This window comes from Bradyrhizobium sp. B025, from assembly GCF_042257955.1.
GTDB classification, from domain to species: domain Bacteria; phylum Pseudomonadota; class Alphaproteobacteria; order Rhizobiales; family Xanthobacteraceae; genus Bradyrhizobium; species Bradyrhizobium diazoefficiens.
In genome coordinates, this window is sequence record NZ_CP170150.1 from 8,370,308 (window position 1) to 8,386,774 (window position 16,467).

The following is a 16,467-nucleotide window of genomic DNA, read 5'->3' on the forward strand; positions in this document are numbered from 1 at the left end:
ACCTGCTCGGCAACCAGCGAGCCCAACAACAGCTCGTCATCCCGGGGCGCGACGAAGTCGCGAGCTAGGATGCGCAATTGCGCACCTGAGGATCCATTTGGCCGCAGTGCGTGTTGAGGGATGGATTCCGGGTTCGCGCCAAGAGGCGCGCCCCGGAATGACGGCGTAGAGCGTGCGCAGCGCGCCGATGTTTCAAGCCGCCGTGCTGCGCGGGCTCTCGGCGGTGTCCTTCTTGTCCGTCTCCCTGTCGCGGGACAGCCACGCCGGAAAACGAAGCAGGCGCTCGTTGGTGTCCTTTGGCAGCTCGATGGGCGGCGCTTCAATGGCCGAACTCGGCAGGTCCAGCGCTGCCTGTCCGGTTCGCACCGCATCCGCGCGCTGATCCAGTTCGCGGAGCAGGGGATCGAGCACGCTGTCGATCTCGGTCGCCACCGACACCAGGAAACTATTGAGCTCGCGCGCCTCGGGCACAACCGCCGCAGCCTGCTCGACCGCCCTCGAGAGACCATCGACGACAGGCGCAAACGCGCCCGCGGCTTGCTTGATTCGCGTCTTGATCGCTTCGACCTCGCTCAAGACGCGCTCACGCTCACGCCTTTTCTTTTCCTCCGAAAGACGGGCTTCAATTTCGGCGATCTGGGCCGTCAGGGTCGTGGCTTCGGATGCAAGCGCATCTCGTCTTCCGCGCGCGCGATCGAGATCGCGGCTGAGATTGTCCACTAAGTCGTCCTTTCCGAACATGGCTTTGCTCCGTGGGACAGGCGCTTTGCCCTGTAGGACGGCCTTGGCGCGAACCGCCAGCCTCGCCACCGACCGGATGGCCGGATCGGCCGAAACAGGCATCAACCTCGGTCGCGTCACATGGGCCGACATGGTGATCCCCCATCGTCAACATTAGGCAACCGCATGGTTAACAGACGGTTAATGTCAACAGACGATGCGGCCATGGGGCGTGACGGCACCGGCAACGAGATCCCGAAGAACATCTCCAACGTCCCGAAGCTCCATCGCTGCCTGCGCAAGACGGACAAGTCGCAGCCGCGGTAGCCCGCCTCCCCTACCCCCGAAAATCAATGCTCCGCAGCACGATCCCCGGCGGCGTGCCCTCGAACTCCGTCGCGCGGTACTTGCTCGCGGCGCGCGCCTCGATGCGGTCGCGCAGACGGGTGAACTGGGCTTCGCGCTGCTCGGGCCTCGCCTGCGGGCCGCGCTCGAGATAGTCCATCGCGGAGGTCGAGATCGCGCAGGCGATCTCCTTCGATCCGTCCTGCATCAGGAACTGGACGATGCCGCGGTCCTGTTCGTAGCCGACGAAGCGGCTGCTCGTGAGTGTCATGGCTTACTCCCTTACGCGATTGCACCTTGACGGTCGCCGCGGGGCTTCGATGCCGCCGCGGCCCGCGAATTCTCCGACGTCGTCCCGGCCTGGTGCGCAATTGCGCACGGGAGCCAGGACCCATTATCCCGGTCAGCGTTGTGGAGGCTCGCTGTGGCCGCGTTCGTTCACAATAACTCGGTTCGGCGGTTATGGGTCCTGGCTTTCGCCAGGACGACGGCTGTGTTCCACGAGCGCGCGGCCGTTGCCGCGCTGCGGCCGGCCTGCCGCAATCGCCATTGAGCCTCAGCTGTCGCCACTGAGCCTGGCGAAATCGTCGAACAGCGCCGTCACCAGCGCGCGGTGGCGGGTGTCCTCGGTGGAGAGGCTGGCGGCATAGAGGTTGAGCAGATAGCGCGCCTTCACCGCGGCCTCGGGCCACGAGGTGGCGGGCACGGTCATCAGGCGATTCTCGAGATCGGCCTCGCGCTCGCGCAGCTCCCTGACATTGTTCTCGACCTCGGCCAGCGCGCGGCGCAGGTCGGTCGCCTTCTGGGCGGCCATGCCGCGATGCCTGTCGAGATCCACCGGGACGTCAGTCATGGGCGACCCTCTGGGCGACGCTCGCCGGCGCGGCCTGCGCATCCGCGGCTTGCGCGTCCGCGAGGTCGACCGAGCCGATCGACAACATTTCCGTCATGCCGGCGCCCCCGCTTTCGGCCGGCACCGTGATCATGGTGGCGACACGCCGCCAGCACGGGAACGACAGGCCCTCGATCATCTCTTCGTCGGTGACGACGTCATAGCTGCCCGCGGGCAGCAACCGGTCGATGCCGTTGATGCGGAACGGATGCCTGAAGGTGACGGTTTCTCGCCGCGAACGGATGGTCATGGACGCCTGCCTTCCTGCGAGCGAAGCCCCAACCGACGCCGGCTGTGACAAGCATGCGCTCCCTGGGCGGATATAGCCAGCACTATCGTCGCCGCGCCGCGCGCGGCGTTTTAGTCCTCGCTATTGGCATGGGGTAGGCGTAGGCTCGCTTCTATCACCGCACTTCCTGCAACGGCATCGACCGGTGACTGAGGGTCACGTGCGCTCCCGCCGTAGGACCAGTTAGCGGAGCATGGTGTTGCCCTGCTCTGGCAGGAGCGTGCGATGTCGCGGTTTCGCGTCCCGGAATGGATCGTTCCACAGGTCGACGTCGCGCTGTTCCTTCTGCTCCTGGTCTGCGCGGCGGCCATCCTCAATGGCTAGGACAATGCGCGTGCCCTATCTCGTCAGCGGCACCAACGAATATGGCTGTTCCAATCTCGGCCGCGGCAGCGCCACCGTCGCGCTGCGGCTGGCGCGGAAGCTGCTGCGCGAGGGCTACATGGACGTGCGCGTCTGCACGCCGCGCGGACGCGTGCTGCAATCGGACGAACTGGACGAACTCAAACCCCCACAGGAGACCGACGCCATGGCCAAGGGACAGCAACGCGGCAACCGCGAAACCAAGAAGCCGAAGAAGGACAAAACCAAGGTGATCGCCGCGGCCCCGAGCCGCAAGGACGCGGCGTGGCAGCCGGATTTCGGACCGGCGAAGAAGAAGTAGGGCTTCTTTCGCCTCTCCCCGCTTGCGGGGAGAGGCCGGGATTTGCGCAGCAAATACCGGGTGAGGGGGACTCTCCGCGAGTCCAGCTCTCACCTCCCCTGCGGAGACTCCCCCTCTCCCCGCAAGCGGGGCGAGGGAGCGCACCTTCGCTGCGGCAACCACCACCGTCTCCTCGCCGTCGCGCTTTTTTGCTATACTCGCCCCGGTAGCATTGCCGGGAGGGGCCGACCTGTGGAGCACGAGCGCAGAACCGAACCGAAGACCGAGCCGAAGCACCTCGTCATCTGCTGCGACGGCACCGGCAACGAGATCAGCGAGAACATCTCCAACGTCCTCAAGCTCTATCGCTGCCTGCGCAAGACCGACAAGACGCAGCCGCGGCAGATGGTGTTCTACGATCCCGGCGTCGGCACGGTGACGGAGCCGACGACGTGGCACCGCCTCAAGGCCAACGTCAATCTGGTGCTGGGGCTCGCCACCGGCTACGGGCTCGATGACAACGTGCTGTCGGCCTATTGCTTCCTGGTCGAGCATTACGCGCCGGGTGACAAGATCTACCTGTTCGGCTTCTCGCGCGGCGCCTATACCGTGCGCGTGCTGGCGGGGCTGATCCACAAGGTCGGCCTGATCTCGCCGGAGCAGGCCAACCTCGCAGGCAGCGGCCTCGTCGCCTACAAGCAATATTCCGGCTCGGGGCGCGGCAACGACATCGCGGACCTCAAGGACGTCGGCTCCGACGACGACGGGCCGCTGCCGCAGGACAAGTTCGACCTCGCCGCGCAGTTCGCGCGCATCACCTCCTCGCGCTGGCCGACCATCCATTTCATCGGGGTGTGGGACACCGTGGCGAGCGTGATCGTGCCGCGTCCCGACCGGCTGTACTGGCCGAGCTTCGAGGAGCTCGCCTTCACGCTGCGCAATCCGAGCGTGAAGATCTTCCGGCAGGCGATCGCGATCGACGAGCGGCGCTGCATGTTCCGCCTCAAGCAATGGCGGGAGCCGCAGGAATATTGGAGCAACCGCTTCGTGCCCGACGACAAGAAGGAGCCGCAGGACATCATGCAGGTGTGGTTCGCCGGCGTGCACAGCGACGTCGGCGGCGGCTATCCGGAGGCCCAGAGCGGCGAGTCGAAATATCCGCTGATCTGGATGATCGACGAGGCGGGAAAGGCCGGGCTAAACTTCAACCCGCGCACCGTGAACCAGCTCGCCTGGGGCGTCCATCGCAAGAACTCCCCGTTCCAGTACGTGCCGCCCGCCTACACCGGCAAGACCGGCGAATTGCACAATTCGATGACGGCGGCCTGGCGGCTGCTGGAATATTTGCCGAAGAGCGCGAAGTACAAGGAGTGGCCGGAGCGAAAGGTGTTTCTCGGCTTCTACATCCCCGATTGCGAGCCGCGCCTGATTCCCGAAGGCGCGCATGTGCACGAGAGCGTCGTGAAGCGGATGGCGGTGGAGCCGGACTACCGGCCGGTGAATCTGCCGAAGACCTACGAGACGGTGCCGATGCCGGTGCCGCCACATGTGGGTGTGGCGCCGGAGGCGGAGACGGTGACGGGGTGAGATGGAGCGCTGGCGCCGACGGCGGAGCTTGAGGCAACGCCGTCGCACCCCGCTACCGCCGCTTTCGCCATTCGCCGCTACTTTTCATTAAAATTCTCCCGCCCACCTTAGTCGGATCGCATCAACTCCCGTCGATCATTGGGAAGAGACCACCCGCGCTATCCGCGGAATTGGAGGAGATGTGCCAATGCATCCGCGAAAGTTCGCCCGTGTAAAACCCGCAGGGCTGGTATCGCGCCAGGCCAAGATCATCACCGACCCGCGCGCGCCGGTGATCCCCTGCACGCTGATCGACTATTCGCCCGGCGGGGCCTGCGTCGATCTCGGCGGCCAGGTGAGCATCCCCGACAGGTTCGAGCTGCTGCACGTCAACACCAAGAAGCGCTGCCGCATCGCCTGGAAGCGCGGCTCGCGGGTCGGCGTGGTGTTTTGAGGCGCGAGCTGCCTCCTTGGCTCTGCCGTAGCCTCTCGCTCCATGGTCGTCCTGGCGAAAGCCAGGACCCATACCGCGGAATCTATCGGTTGTGGATGGTAGGCGTACCGGACGACGAGTCTCCGCCAAACTTCTCCCTGGGGTAATGGGTCCTGGCTTTCGCCAGGACGACACCGGAATTTGCGGCGACGGCTTTGCCTACGTCCGCATCCTGGCCTTCGCACCGGCGACGATCTGCATGGCGACGCCGCCGATCCAGCCGAACAGGGAGAGCCAGGTCCAGGCCAGGTGCGGATCGAGCCGCAGCACGATGACGGCGACGGAGGCGAGCGCGGTGAGCGTGGCGCAGAGCGTGCCGGCGGAGCTCAAAAATTCCGCGGCGTCGATGGCGCTGTGCGCCTCGTCGAAGGGCAGCTGCGGCGTGTCGATGCCGAGATAGAAGCCGACCGCGCCCAGCGCCATCATCAGCACCAGGAAACCCTGCGTGGTGAGCACGGGGATTGCCGACCCGACATAGGCGCCGACGAACAGTCCGCACGCCGCGCCTGCCATCGCTAGGCCCACGCGCTCGAAGATGTGAGCAGCTTTGCGGACAGGATAACGCATGGCGGGCCTCCGTGAGGCGTTGAACGTGCGAAGGTTAGGCCAGTTTTGCGGGAGGTGGAAGCCGAGGGATGTTACGGATGCGTGAGGGAACGGCTGCGATCCCGCAACTTAAACCTATCGAGTTACTCCCTGTGGTGATGCCGCTGTCCTTGCGCCTCGCATGCGCCCCCTACCTCGCCCCGAACGTCGTCTTGCCGAACAGCGCCTTCTGCGTCGACGGCTGCGAGCGCCAGTATTGCGGCGGAGCTTCGACCTCGCCGCCGAGCTCGGCAGCGGCGTGCCAGCCCCAGCGCGGGTCGTAGAGCATGCCGCGGCCGAGCGCGACCATGTCGGCCTTGCCGGAGGCGACGATCTCCTCGGCGTGCTTGGCATCGGAGATCATGCCGACGGCGATGGTGGGCAGTCCCGTCTCGCGGCGGATGGCGTCTGCGAAGTGCACCTGATAGCCGGGGCCGAGCGGAATCTTCTGCAGCGGCGAGACTCCGCCGGAGGAGGCATCGATCCAGTCGATGCCGCGCGCCTTCAGCGCGCTGGCGAATTCGATGGTCTGCGCCAGATCCCAGCCGCCCTCGACCCAGTCGGTCGACGACACCCGCATGCCGATCGGCTTGTCGTGCGGGAACACGGCGCGCACCGCGTCGTATACCTCGAGCGGGAAGCGCATGCGGTTTTGCAGGCTGCCGCCATATTCGTCGGTACGCCGGTTCGAGATCGGCGACAGGAACTGATGCAGGAGATAGCCGTGCGCGCCGTGCAGCTCGATGGCGTCGATGCCGATCCGCTCCGCGCGTATCGCAGCCTCGACGAAGGCCTCGCGGATGCGCGTCAGGCCCGCGGCATCGAGCGCGAGCGGCGCGGCCTCGCCCTCCTTGTGCGGCAGCGCGCTTGGGGCCACCGTCTGCCAGCCGCCGTCACTGACCGGGATCAGCTGGCCGCCGTCCCAGGGCCGCGCGCTGGAGGCCTTGCGGCCGGCATGGGCGAGCTGCATCGCGACCGCGGTCGTGGAATGCTTGCGCACGGAGGCGAGAATCTGCTTCAGCGCGGCTTCGGCGGCGTCGCTGTAGAGCCCGAGGCAGCCCGGCGTGATGCGGCCGATCGCTTCCACATGGGTCGCCTCGATGCAGAACATCGACGCGCCCGAGAGCGAAAGATTGTTGATGTGGGTGAAGTGCCAGTCGGTCGGAACGCCCTCGTCGGCCGAATACTGGCACATCGGCGACACCACGACGCGGTTCTTCAAGGTCAGGCCGCGCAGCTTGATCGGGGAAAACAGGGCGCTCATGCAGGGAGTTCCGGGGGATGGAGGGCAATCATGGAAGTGTAGTGAGCGGATGCCGGATTGCTAGCCGCGCGGCGGACATGCCCGCCCGTGGCGGCATGCATTGCGCGCGTCATATGATCACGGGATCGCGACATCAACTCAGCCGCCGCCCTACTCCAGCTCCTCGAACTGGCCCGCCCTGGGCTTGCCCATGCGGATGCGGCCGTCGGGCAGCAGCTCGCCGTCGGCCTCGGCGGAAAACTGGATCGTGGTGCGGCCATCCTTCATCGCCGTCGCCTTGCCGAGCGGGCCGAGCTTGTCCGCGAACGCGGTGTCGTCGAGGACGAACACGCGGTAGTCGGTGAGATGGAAGCGGCGCTGCGCCTGCCATGTCAGCGCGGGTACCGATGTGCGCATATCGCCGTCGGTCTTGCGATCGATGCTGCGGCCGGTCGCGTCGCGGAACAGGTCCGGCGCATCGACGAGGCGCGCGCGGCGGTCGTCGACGGCGTAGAGGTTCAGCGTGACGATGTGGCGCTCGCTGCGGAAGGTGACGGCGACGTAGCGCGAGTCCGCCGACCAGGCGGCGTGGAACGCATCCGGCGCAGTGTCGAGGATGTTGTCGTCGTTGACGTTGTCGAGCGTCATAAGTCGGCGATGACCCGGCTCCGCCATCAGATAGGCGTGAAATTTATCATGCGCGCCGTCGCCCTCACCATGGACGGCGATGGCGAGCCGCTTGTTCGGCGCCCACCCGCCCGAGATGATGCCGTACTCGCCCTTCGCATAGGTGTGCTCGGCCGTGGCGTGCGCCTGCGGCAGGTCGGCAAGCACGACGAAGAGCGCAGCAGCGATGGCACAGCGGAATTGCATGATGGTTTGTCGCGGCCAAAAGCCACCGCGTTCAACGATGACTTCACTCCACCAGCGTGAACTGGAGCAGCAGCGTACGCTGGAGCATTGAAAAATTGTCGTCCGAGACCAGCGTCAGCACGGTGTCGCCCGCGGGCGTGACGTGGGCGTCGATGCCTTCCATGTTGTCGATCTCCTGGCCGAGATCGGCCTTGAACAGCGCAGGGCCGTCGACCACCGCGCCCGGCGCGATCGATTTCAGGGGAATCGAGCGGATGCGGATGTCGACGCCGGTGAACCAGGAGAATTTGCGTTCGAGAATGAGCAGCTCGCCCGACGGCAAGAGCACCGCGTCGCTGATGTCGAACTTCTCGGTGCGGCGGACGCTGAACTGGCCGGGCGTGGGGCCGCCGATCAGGAACGCGACCAGATTGCCGTCGGCGTCCAGCCCGCGCTCGGAGAAGGCGATCAGGGTGCCGGCGAGCGGCTGGCCCTTCGGGACGAAGACCAGCCCCTCGAGCCCCTTGTTGTGCGGCAGCTTGCGCAACGCGGGCGGCACCTGGATCACCTCGCCGCGGGCGCGCGTGCCGCCTTTCGAAAAATCGTAGCGCAGGATCTGGTTGACGCGCTCGAGCCCGACATAGACGACATTGCCGTCGCGCGTCAGCGACTCCGAATCCCACCAGAGGCGCTTTTCCGTGATCGGCCGTCCCTCCGCATTGAGCAGCGGCGCGGCCTCGACGTCGTCGAGCCCGGTCATCCTGCTGCCGGAATAGCGGATGGCCCCGGTGAACCAGCCGCCCTGGTCGGAGACCGCAAGGAAACGTTCGCCTTTCGCATCCAGCCGGATGCCGGACAGGCCGCCGAAGCCGCGATAGGGCGAGGTCAGCACCAGGCCGCTGCGATACTCCAGCGAACCGAAGCGCGTGCGCGAGCGGTCGCGCGGCTCGAAATTCGGGATCGGCCGCGCGTTGACCTCGATGCTGACGGGCTCGGCGACGGCGCGCTCGACCTGGAGCGGCCGCGGCGGCGGCTCGGTCGTGGCTTGCGCCTGCGCAAATCGGGACAGTGCGAAAGTGGAAAATCCCGCCGCCGCGTGGCCAAGGAAGCTGCGGCGGGATCGAAGCGTGCTCACGAATGCAGTTTGCGGCGCGGACGGCTTGCCGAGGGCTGCGGTGCGGTCGCCGTCTCGCTGAACAGCTCGGCAAGCTTCTCGGTGATGGCGCCGCCGAGCTCCTCGGCGTCCACGATCGTCACTGCGCGGCGATAGTAGCGCGTGACGTCATGGCCGATGCCGATCGCGATCAGCTCGACCGGCGAGCGGGTCTCGATCTCCTCGATGATGTGGCGCAGGTGCCGCTCGAGATAGTTGCCGGCGTTGACCGACAGCGTGGAATCGTCGACCGGCGCGCCGTCCGAGATCATCATCAGGATCTTGCGCTGCTCGGGCCGGCCGAGCAGGCGCTTGTGCGCCCAGTCCAGCGCCTCGCCGTCGATATTCTCCTTGAGGAGTCCCTCGCGCATCATCAGGCCGAGGTTCTTCCGCGCACGGCGCCAGGGCGCGTCGGCGGACTTGTAGATGATGTGGCGGAGATCGTTGAGACGGCCGGGATTGGCCGGCTTGCCGGCCGCAAGCCACGCTTCACGCGACTGCCCGCCCTTCCAGGCGCGCGTGGTGAAGCCGAGAATCTCGACCTTGACGCCGCAACGCTCCAGCGTGCGGGCGAGGATGTCGGCGCAGGTCGCCGCCACCGTGATCGGGCGGCCGCGCATCGAGCCGGAGTTGTCGAGCAGCAGCGTCACCACGGTGTCGCGGAACGTCGCCTCCTTCTCGTGCATGAAGGACAGCGGGTGATAGGGATCGGTCACCACGCGCGACAGCCGCGCGGGGTCGAGGATGCCCTCTTCGAGATCGAACTCCCAGGCGCGATTCTGCTGCGCCATCAGCTTGCGCTGCAGCCGGTTGGCGAGGCGGGCGACGATGCCTTGCAGATGCGCCAGCTGCTTGTCGAGATAGGCGCGCAGGCGCTCCAGCTCGTCATGGTCGCAGAGGTCTTCGGCGGCGATGACTTCGTCGAATTTCGGCGCGAAGGCGTGATATTCCGGCCCGCGCGGCTCGTTCTTCCCGTGCGCGTTCGGACGCGTCGCCTCGCCCGGCGTCTCGTCGTCGCCGAGCTCGCCGTCGTCGAACGTGTCTGACGTCGAGGCCTGCGCGCTTTCCATCGCGCTCTCGCTCATCTCCTCGCTCGACGCCTGCGCCTGGTCGGCGCTCATCTCCTGGGCGGCATCGGAATCGGGCGAGCCCTCGGCGCCGGACTGGTCGTTGTCGCCGTCGCGGTTTTCGTCGTCGTCGTCATTCTCTTCGCTGTCGGCGTTGCGCTCGTCGCCGAGCTCGAGCGCCGACAAGAGGTCATGCACGGCGTCGCCGAACCTGGTCTGGTCCTCGACCACGCCGTCGAGCCGGTCGAGGCGCTTGCCGATCTTGTCTTCGAGAATCGGCCGCCAGAGATCGACCATCTTCTTCGCAGCCGTCGGCGGCGCCATGCCGGTGAGGCGCTCGCGCACCAGCATCGCCAGCGCATCGGCCAGCGGCGCGTCGGCGCGGTCGGTGATCTCGTCGAACTTGCCGCGATGGAAATGGTCGTCGAGCATCGCGGTGAGGTTTTTCGCAACGCCCGCCATGCGGCGCGCGCCGATCGCCTCCACCCTCGCCTGCTCGACCGCTTCGAACACACCGCGTGCCTGCGGATTGCCCGGCATCAGCTTGCGATGCAGCTTCGGATCGTGACAGGCGAGCTTCAGCGCGATGGAATCGGCGTGGCCGCGCACGATGGCGGCATCGCGCTTGGTCATCTTGCGCGCCGGCTCGGGCAGCCGCGCCTTGCCGGGCGCAAGGCCCGGCCGCTCGGCGGCAAAGGAGACCTCGAGCTCGGGCGATTTCGCGATCGCCTTCAGGCAGGAAGCCACCGAGCGCTTGAACGGCTCGGTCGGCGCTTCCTTGCTGTTACGGAATTTGGAATTGGATGATGATGTGCTCATAGCGACTTCGTAAACGAATGGCGCGTCACGCCGCCGGGATAGCCCTTGAGAGTGCCGAATTCCTCGTACCCGCAGGAACGATAGAAGCCCGGCGCCTGGAAACTCATCGTGTCGACATAGGCCTGGATCGCGCCATGCCGTCTCGCCTCATCCTCGATCGCCGCGATCAGCTTCGTCCCAAAACCCTTGCCGCGCTGCTTCTGGTCGATCCAGAAGTACTGGATGAACAGAACCGCGGCCCAGAGATGCCCGACGATGCCGCCGACGATCTTGCGGCGGTCCTTCAGTGAGACCGCGATGCTCCTGACCTTCTGCTTCCCAAAGTGCTCGTCGTTATAGGCGCCGAGCCCGGCGAGCACAGCCTTCTTGGTCGTCCCAATGGTGCGCTCGACGGTGATGGTGGCCATGGGTCAGCTGAGCGCCACGTTGACTGCCGATTCCGGCAGCTCCGCATTGAAGCAGCGCTGGTAGAACTCCGCGACCAGGGGACGCTCGAGCTCGTCGCACTTGTTGAGGAAGGTGACGCGGAAGGCGAAGCCGATATCGCCGAAAATGTCGGCGTTTTCCGCCCAGGTGATCACCGTGCGCGGGCTCATCACCGTCGACAGATCGCCATTGGCGAACGCGTTGCGGGTGAGATCGGCGAGGCGCACCATCTTGTTGACGATGTCGCGACCTTCCTGGGTGCGATAGTGCTTGGCCTTCGCCAGGACGATCTCCACTTCCTCGTCGTGGCTGAGATAGTTCAGCGTAGTGACGATCGACCAGCGGTCCATCTGGCCCTGGTTGATCTGCTGGGTGCCGTGATAGAGGCCCGAGGTGTCGCCAAGGCCGACCGTGTTGGCGGTCGCAAACAGCCGGAAGGACGGATGCGGCTTGATCACCTTGTTCTGATCCAGGAGCGTCAGGCGGCCGGAGACTTCCAGCACGCGCTGGATCACGAACATCACGTCCGGACGGCCGGCGTCGTATTCGTCGAACACCAGCGCGACGTTGTGCTGGAGCGCCCAAGGCAGGATGCCGTCGCGGAATTCGGTGACCTGCTTGCCGTCGCGGACCACGATCGAGTCCTTGCCGACGAGGTCGATACGGCTGATGTGGCTGTCGAGGTTGACGCGCACGCAGGGCCAGTTCAGGCGGGCGGCGACCTGCTCGATATGGGTGGATTTGCCGGTACCGTGATAGCCGGTCACCATCACGCGGCGATTGCGGGCGAAGCCGGCGAGAATGGCGAGCGTGGTGGCGCGGTCGAAGCGGTAGTCGGAATCAACTTCAGGCACATGAGGATCGACTTCGGAATAGGCCGGCACTTCGAGATCGCTGTCGATCCCGAACACCTGGCGCACCGACACCTTCATGTCGGGCAAACCGGAAACTTCCTCAACTTTGGACATGGCGGCGGTCGTCATCAATCCTCCGAGGCCCCGGGCGATCCCGAGACCAGTTATTGCACGGTGGCTGCGGCTGGGTGCGTTTGCGAACCTATCAGAGACAACGTGCGGGCAGAAGCCCGCCCTCCAATCAAAGTTCCGTTGTCTTTTCATTTAGATAGGCAAGGAACGCGATTTTTGGAAGGCTGCCCTGCGAATCACGCTCGAATTTCGGGCGGACCAGCTGGCCTGCCCACGCGAATGGCACTTTTACCGCCTCTCCTTACTTATGTAGGGTCTGGACCGGCGTAACCCCTCCCACCACGAAAGACGACGTGACGTCATTCCTCGATCCCTTCATCGCTTTCGTCTCGGCCCACGCGTGGCTGGCTTATCTGACCCTGTTCCTGGCAGCGCTTCTGGAAGCCGTTCCGGTGGTGGGATCGGTGGTCCCGGGCTCGACCATCATCCTGGCGCTCAGCGCCCTGATCCCGGGCGGCGAGCTGAAACTCGGCTGGGTGCTGCTGGCGGCCGCGCTCGGGGCCGTGCTGGGTGACGGCTCGGCCTATTGGATCGGGCACCGGCAGCAGCGCGAGATCCTCAACACCTGGCCGCTGACTAATTATCCGCGCGTGGTCGAGGAGAGCGAAAACTTCTTCCTCCGCTTCGGCACCTGGGCCGTGTTCTTTGCCCGCTTCGTGCCGCCGATCCGCGCATTTGTCCCGGTCACGGCCGGCGCGCTCGGGATGCCCCCTGCCCGCTTCTACGCGATCAACATCCCGGCGATCCTGGTCTGGGCCCCCGCGCATGTGCTGCCGGGCGTGCTGGCGGTGTCGGCCCTGCACGAATATGCCGGGCTGCCGCACCATGAGCATGTCGGCAAGCATATCTGGATGCTCGCCGTGATCGGCGGTGCGATCGTGCTGAGCGTGACGGTTTGGATCTATCGTCGGCGGAGCGGTGGTGGTGTCGCGGCGGCCAAGCCGCGGGTCTGATTAGCTTTGGCTGCCACGGCGGACGGAGGTGCGCTCCCTCCCCCGCTTGCGGGGGAGGGTTGTGGGGGAGGGTGCATCCACAATCGAGAACCCCCAAGAGGAGGGAGCCCTCACCCGCGCCTCCGGCGCGACCTCTCCCGCAAGCGGGAGAGGTTAGGACCCGCCCGTCCGCCGCCCCGGCGCGGGTCCAACGTACCGCGCGCGCGGGCGGATCAGCTTGCCGAACTGCAATTGCTCGCTGGCGTGCGCAATCCAGCCGACGCTGCGGGCCATCGCAAACAGCGCGAGCTCGCTGCCCGCAGGCAGGCGCAGGGCATGCACGAGGACGGCGAGCGCATAGTCGATATTGACGAATTCGCCGGTCGCCTCGGCGATCCGCTCCGGCACTTCGCGCGTGAATTTGCGCGGCGCGCCGGCGCGCGACAGCGCATTCAGCAGCGATTGCGCGCGGGGATCGCCGCGCTTGTAGACGCCGTGGCCGAAGCCGGCGAAGCGCTCGCCGAGCGCGACGCGTTCGCGCACCACGGGAGCGACATCGCGGTCGACCAGCGTTTTCACCAGTTGCGAAGCCAGCACGCCGGCGCCGCCGTGCTTGGGTCCCTTCAGCGCGGCGAGGCCGGCGATGACGGCGTCGTAGAGATTGAGGCCGGTCGAGGCCGCGCAGCGCGCGGTGAAGGTCGAGGCGTTCAGTTCATGATCGGCGAGCAGAACGAGTGCGCGGCGGATCAGATCGGGCGCATGCTTGTTGTCCGCCGCCCAGACGCGCGCGACCTGCTGGTGCAGCGGCTCGGCCGAGGCTTCCGCATTGAGCATGGTCGCAACCAGCAGGCGGACGATGCGCGCGCCGACCATGGCGCGGCCATCGGGGGCGCGGGTGAAGGCGCGGGGATCGGCGCTCGCGGCCAGCGCCAGCACGGCGATGGCGCGGTCGATCGGCGCAGCGCGGCGCGCGGCGCCTGCGATCGTGCGCATCTCCTCGGATATCTCGGGCTGATTGTCAGGCGCAAACGGATCGACGCCGGAGACGTCCCAGAGCAGCGTCGCCGTGTGCTCCAGCGTGTCGTTCTCGGCGAGGTCGACGCAATTGACACCGCGATAGATCGCGCCCTCCTCGGTGATGGTCGAGATCTCCGTGTCCATGACCGGCAAGTCGGCATCGAAGCTGCGCAGCCCGCGCGGCTCCGGCGACGGCACCCGGCGCTCCTTCAGGGCGCGGACGTCCTCGGCGCGGTAGCGGTTCTTGCGCGAATCCGGCGTCGGCTCGGAGCGGATCAGGCCGCGGCTGACATAGGCGTAGAGCGTGGCCGGCGAGATCGCGAGTTCGGCGGCCGCCTCCCGGGCGGAGAGGTAGAGCTCATCAGAATTTTTCATATTGATTTATGTAATCAAGATTGATCAATCTGTCGAGAGGCCCGATTTTTGACCTGCGTAGAACAGGAGATTTGGGCCATGAACATCCACCTCACCAAAAGTCAGATCGGGCTGGACGGCGTTCCCGCGGCCGAGACCGTGCTGAGCCATGTCGACGGCGAGCGCGGCGAGCTGATCATCGCCGGCGAGCATGTCGGCCGGCTGGCCGCCAAATCGAGCTTTGAGGGCGTCACCGCCCGGCTCTGGAACGGCGCCAGCAAGACCTCGCTGAGCGAGGCCAATGTGCGGGCGAGCCTGGGCGCCGCACGCGAGCGCGCCTTCGCGCGGCTCGCCGAGCTGCTGCCGGCGACGCACGGCATGGGAATCGTCGATGGGTTTCGCGCGGCCGTCGCGGGCCTTCGCGCCGAACACGGGCTGGAGCATGAGGCGACCATCGTCGGCGCCTTTCCGGTGATATCAGGCGCGCTGGTCCGGCGCGCCAAGGGGCTCGAGCCGGTCGCGCCCGATCCGAGCGCGAGCCACGCCGCCGACACGCTGCGCATGCTGCATGGGCGCGCGCCGGCAACGCGCGAGGTCACGGCGCTGGATGCCTATCTCGTCACCGTCTGCGACCACGGCATGAACGCCTCGACCTTCACCACGCGCGTGGTGGCCTCGACCCAGGCCGATCTGTTCGCAGCCGTCACCGCCGGCTATTGCGCACTGACCGGTCCCTTGCATGGCGGCGCGCCGGAGCCGGTGCTGGAAATGCTCGATGCGATCGGCTCGCGCGAGCGGATCCAGCCCTGGGTGGATGCCGCGCTCGCACGCGGCGAGCGGATGATGGGTTTTGGGCATCGCGTCTATCGCGTGCGCGATCCGCGCGCCGACGTGCTGAAGACCGCGATCGAGGCCCTCGCCTCCAACGGCGCCGACCTGCCGTTTGCCGGCGAGGTCGAGGCCTATATCCGCGCAGCGCTGCGCAAGAAGAACCCGGACCGGCCGCTGGAGACGAATGTGGAGTTCTTCACCGCGATCCTGCTCGATGCGCTCGCGATTCCAAGGCAGGCGTTCACGCCGATCTTCGCGGTGGCGCGCGCCGCCGGCTGGACCGCGCATGCGCGCGAGCAGCAGCGTACCGGGCGGCTGATCAGGCCGAGTTCGTCTTATGTGGGGGCGGTGCCGGAGGATTCGGGCGAGTAGCGTGTAGCGGGAGCATGACGGCGGGGCCAATTACTCCGCCGTCGTCCCGGCGAAGGCCGGGACCCATACCGCGTGATTTATCGATTGCAACAAAGTAGGCGTGCCGAACGCCGAGTCTTCGCCAAACTACTCCCTGGGGCTATGGGTCCCGGCCTTCGCCGGGACGACATGGGAGAGTGTAGCGGCGGTTATCGCAACATTGACACGTGGAGAGGCTTACGCCTCCCGCACCACCGTCTTCAGATAATTATACGCCTTGATGATCTCGATCAGGCGGTCTTCGGTCGAGCGGTCGCCGCCGTTGGCGTCGGGGTGGTGCTGCTTCACCAGCGCCTTGTACTTGCTCTTGACGTCGGCGAGCGTGGCACTGGGGCCGAGGCCCATGACCTGGAGCGCCTTGCGCTCGGCGTTCATCACCTTGCGCGTCTCGGCCTTGGGCTGGGCGTCCGGACCCTTCCGCCAGTTGGCGCGGCCATTGATCTCAGAGAACATGCTGAACGGATCGGACGCCATGTCGATATCGGCTTCCGCACCCTTCTTGCCGCCGTTGGCGCCCATCTTCCAGGTCGGGCGGTGGCCGGTCAGCGCATCCTTCTGGTAGCGCGCGACGGCGTCGGCATTCATGCCGGAGAAGAAATTGTAGTTCTGGTTGTACTCGCGCACGTGATTGAGGCAGAAGTGCCAGTACTCGCGCTGGTTCTCACGCCCCTTCGGCGCGCGGTGTGCGCCCTTGTTCTGGCATCCGGCCCATTCGCACGCGACCGCGGTGTCGCGCGGCTTCACCTCGGGCTGCTTGCCCCGCGGCTTGACGCGGATGGAGTCGAAGAACTTTGATGAATCGATCGGCATGGCTGACTTTGACTACGCAATGCAAAAACCTTC

Annotated in this window: 19 protein-coding genes; 6 read left to right on the forward strand and 13 right to left on the reverse strand. The window is 66.3% G+C overall.

The window, feature by feature from the left end; all coding sequences use genetic code 11:
* Positions 1 to 192: 192 nt before the first annotated feature.
* Entirely contained in the window at positions 193 to 873 is a 681-nt protein-coding gene (locus ACE10W_RS39680; protein ID WP_271613125.1) for a hypothetical protein, read from the reverse strand.
* Positions 874 to 924: 51 nt separating this feature from the next.
* On the opposite strand from ACE10W_RS39680, the gene ACE10W_RS39685 reads away from it, so the two are divergent.
* A complete protein-coding gene (locus tag ACE10W_RS39685) occupies positions 925 to 1,047 on the forward strand; it encodes a hypothetical protein (RefSeq protein ID WP_271556239.1) in 123 nt (40 codons plus the stop codon).
* 10 nt (positions 1,048 to 1,057) lie between these two features.
* Here ACE10W_RS39685 and ACE10W_RS39690 read toward each other — a convergent pair whose 3' ends face one another.
* From ACE10W_RS39690 to ACE10W_RS39700, 3 genes are all read right to left on the reverse strand, one after another.
* Complete coding sequence (locus ACE10W_RS39690; RefSeq protein ID WP_011083000.1) at positions 1,058 to 1,336, reverse strand: DUF1488 domain-containing protein; 279 nt, start codon at positions 1,334 to 1,336, stop codon at positions 1,058 to 1,060.
* 285 nt (positions 1,337 to 1,621) lie between these two features.
* Positions 1,622 to 1,918, reverse strand: a complete 297-nt coding sequence (locus ACE10W_RS39695; protein ID WP_027545228.1) for a hypothetical protein — start codon at positions 1,916 to 1,918, stop codon at positions 1,622 to 1,624.
* Entirely contained in the window at positions 1,911 to 2,207 is a 297-nt protein-coding gene (locus tag ACE10W_RS39700; protein ID WP_304549300.1) for a hypothetical protein, read from the reverse strand. Before ACE10W_RS39700 ends, ACE10W_RS39695 begins: the two co-directional genes overlap by 8 nt.
* 367 nt (positions 2,208 to 2,574) lie before the next feature.
* Between ACE10W_RS39700 and ACE10W_RS39705 the strand changes: the two genes are divergently transcribed.
* The 3 genes from ACE10W_RS39705 (at position 2,575) to ACE10W_RS39715 (ending at position 4,909) form a co-directional block, all read left to right on the forward strand.
* Entirely contained in the window at positions 2,575 to 2,910 is a 336-nt protein-coding gene (locus ACE10W_RS39705; protein ID WP_038966647.1) for a hypothetical protein, read from the forward strand.
* A gap of 231 nt (positions 2,911 to 3,141) precedes the next feature.
* Positions 3,142 to 4,476 carry a DUF2235 domain-containing protein gene (locus ACE10W_RS39710; RefSeq protein WP_304549302.1) on the forward strand — a complete coding sequence of 445 codons (1,335 nt, stop codon included), beginning with the start codon at positions 3,142 to 3,144 and terminating at the stop codon, positions 4,474 to 4,476.
* Between the two features lie 187 nt (positions 4,477 to 4,663).
* The gene (locus tag ACE10W_RS39715) at positions 4,664 to 4,909 is read left to right on the forward strand and encodes a PilZ domain-containing protein (RefSeq protein ID WP_028175824.1); all 246 of its coding nucleotides are present in this window, start codon (positions 4,664 to 4,666) and stop codon (positions 4,907 to 4,909) included.
* A gap of 198 nt (positions 4,910 to 5,107) precedes the next feature.
* On the opposite strand, the gene ACE10W_RS39720 is transcribed toward ACE10W_RS39715, so the two are convergent.
* From ACE10W_RS39720 to cobS, 7 genes are all read right to left on the reverse strand, one after another.
* Complete coding sequence (locus tag ACE10W_RS39720) at positions 5,108 to 5,515, reverse strand: hypothetical protein (protein WP_304549304.1); 408 nt, start codon at positions 5,513 to 5,515, stop codon at positions 5,108 to 5,110.
* Positions 5,516 to 5,684: 169 nt separating this feature from the next.
* Positions 5,685 to 6,797, reverse strand: a complete 1,113-nt coding sequence (locus tag ACE10W_RS39725; protein WP_304549305.1) for an NADH:flavin oxidoreductase/NADH oxidase — start codon at positions 6,795 to 6,797, stop codon at positions 5,685 to 5,687.
* A gap of 150 nt (positions 6,798 to 6,947) precedes the next feature.
* The gene (locus ACE10W_RS39730) at positions 6,948 to 7,649 is read right to left on the reverse strand and encodes a hypothetical protein (protein WP_304549306.1); all 702 of its coding nucleotides are present in this window, start codon (positions 7,647 to 7,649) and stop codon (positions 6,948 to 6,950) included.
* Positions 7,650 to 7,692: 43 nt separating this feature from the next.
* Positions 7,693 to 8,763, reverse strand: a complete 1,071-nt coding sequence (locus ACE10W_RS39735; RefSeq protein ID WP_304549308.1) for an esterase-like activity of phytase family protein — start codon at positions 8,761 to 8,763, stop codon at positions 7,693 to 7,695.
* Positions 8,760 to 10,667 carry a cobaltochelatase subunit CobT gene (gene cobT, locus ACE10W_RS39740; protein ID WP_011083010.1) on the reverse strand — a complete coding sequence of 636 codons (1,908 nt, stop codon included), beginning with the start codon at positions 10,665 to 10,667 and terminating at the stop codon, positions 8,760 to 8,762. The genes ACE10W_RS39735 and cobT overlap by 4 nt, the downstream gene beginning before the upstream one ends.
* Positions 10,664 to 11,074: an N-acetyltransferase gene (locus ACE10W_RS39745; RefSeq protein WP_304549311.1), complete on the reverse strand. Its 411-nt coding sequence runs from the start codon at positions 11,072 to 11,074 to the stop codon at positions 10,664 to 10,666. Before ACE10W_RS39745 ends, cobT begins: the two co-directional genes overlap by 4 nt.
* 3 nt (positions 11,075 to 11,077) lie before the next feature.
* The gene (gene cobS, locus ACE10W_RS39750; protein WP_370139181.1) at positions 11,078 to 12,061 is read right to left on the reverse strand and encodes a cobaltochelatase subunit CobS; all 984 of its coding nucleotides are present in this window, start codon (positions 12,059 to 12,061) and stop codon (positions 11,078 to 11,080) included.
* Between the two features lie 311 nt (positions 12,062 to 12,372).
* Here cobS and ACE10W_RS39755 point away from each other — a divergent pair, with 311 nt between their 5' ends.
* Positions 12,373 to 13,032 (forward strand): DedA family protein, encoded by a 660-nt coding sequence (locus ACE10W_RS39755; RefSeq protein WP_304549312.1) that lies wholly within the window; start codon positions 12,373 to 12,375, stop codon positions 13,030 to 13,032.
* 153 nt (positions 13,033 to 13,185) lie between these two features.
* Here the strand turns inward: ACE10W_RS39755 and ACE10W_RS39760 are convergent, their stop codons facing one another.
* Positions 13,186 to 14,403, reverse strand: coding sequence for a citrate synthase family protein (locus ACE10W_RS39760; protein ID WP_011083014.1), 1,218 nt, complete (start codon positions 14,401 to 14,403; stop codon positions 13,186 to 13,188).
* Between the two features lie 78 nt (positions 14,404 to 14,481).
* Between ACE10W_RS39760 and ACE10W_RS39765 the strand changes: the two genes are divergently transcribed.
* On the forward strand, positions 14,482 to 15,585 hold the full coding sequence (locus ACE10W_RS39765) for a citrate synthase/methylcitrate synthase (protein WP_304549314.1): 1,104 nt from the start codon (positions 14,482 to 14,484) through the stop codon (positions 15,583 to 15,585).
* A 216-nt stretch (positions 15,586 to 15,801) separates the two neighbouring features.
* Here ACE10W_RS39765 and ACE10W_RS39770 read toward each other — a convergent pair whose 3' ends face one another.
* Positions 15,802 to 16,434 (reverse strand): J domain-containing protein, encoded by a 633-nt coding sequence (locus tag ACE10W_RS39770; protein WP_011083016.1) that lies wholly within the window; start codon positions 16,432 to 16,434, stop codon positions 15,802 to 15,804.
* Positions 16,435 to 16,467 lie beyond the last annotated feature (33 nt).

Bases quoted from the DNA above. Each gene is read 5' to 3' on its own strand.
- ACE10W_RS39680 (WP_271613125.1), bottom strand. From the start codon at position 873: ATGTCGGCCCATGTGACGCGACCGAGGTTGATGCCTGTTTCGGCCGAT.
- ACE10W_RS39685 (WP_271556239.1), top strand. From the start codon at position 925: ATGTCAACAGACGATGCGGCCATGGGGCGTGACGGCACCGGCAACGAG.
- ACE10W_RS39690 (WP_011083000.1), bottom strand. From the start codon at position 1,336: ATGACACTCACGAGCAGCCGCTTCGTCGGCTACGAACAGGACCGCGGC.
- ACE10W_RS39695 (WP_027545228.1), bottom strand. From the start codon at position 1,918: ATGACTGACGTCCCGGTGGATCTCGACAGGCATCGCGGCATGGCCGCC.
- ACE10W_RS39700 (WP_304549300.1), bottom strand. From the start codon at position 2,207: ATGACCATCCGTTCGCGGCGAGAAACCGTCACCTTCAGGCATCCGTTC.
- ACE10W_RS39705 (WP_038966647.1), top strand. From the start codon at position 2,575: ATGCGCGTGCCCTATCTCGTCAGCGGCACCAACGAATATGGCTGTTCC.
- ACE10W_RS39715 (WP_028175824.1), top strand. From the start codon at position 4,664: ATGCATCCGCGAAAGTTCGCCCGTGTAAAACCCGCAGGGCTGGTATCG.
- ACE10W_RS39720 (WP_304549304.1), bottom strand. From the start codon at position 5,515: ATGCGTTATCCTGTCCGCAAAGCTGCTCACATCTTCGAGCGCGTGGGC.
- ACE10W_RS39725 (WP_304549305.1), bottom strand. From the start codon at position 6,797: ATGAGCGCCCTGTTTTCCCCGATCAAGCTGCGCGGCCTGACCTTGAAG.
- ACE10W_RS39730 (WP_304549306.1), bottom strand. From the start codon at position 7,649: ATGCAATTCCGCTGTGCCATCGCTGCTGCGCTCTTCGTCGTGCTTGCC.
- cobT (WP_011083010.1), bottom strand. From the start codon at position 10,667: ATGAGCACATCATCATCCAATTCCAAATTCCGTAACAGCAAGGAAGCG.
- ACE10W_RS39745 (WP_304549311.1), bottom strand. From the start codon at position 11,074: ATGGCCACCATCACCGTCGAGCGCACCATTGGGACGACCAAGAAGGCT.
- cobS (WP_370139181.1), bottom strand. From the start codon at position 12,061: ATGTCCAAAGTTGAGGAAGTTTCCGGTTTGCCCGACATGAAGGTGTCG.
- ACE10W_RS39760 (WP_011083014.1), bottom strand. From the start codon at position 14,403: ATGAAAAATTCTGATGAGCTCTACCTCTCCGCCCGGGAGGCGGCCGCC.
- ACE10W_RS39765 (WP_304549314.1), top strand. From the start codon at position 14,482: ATGAACATCCACCTCACCAAAAGTCAGATCGGGCTGGACGGCGTTCCC.
- ACE10W_RS39770 (WP_011083016.1), bottom strand. From the start codon at position 16,434: ATGCCGATCGATTCATCAAAGTTCTTCGACTCCATCCGCGTCAAGCCG.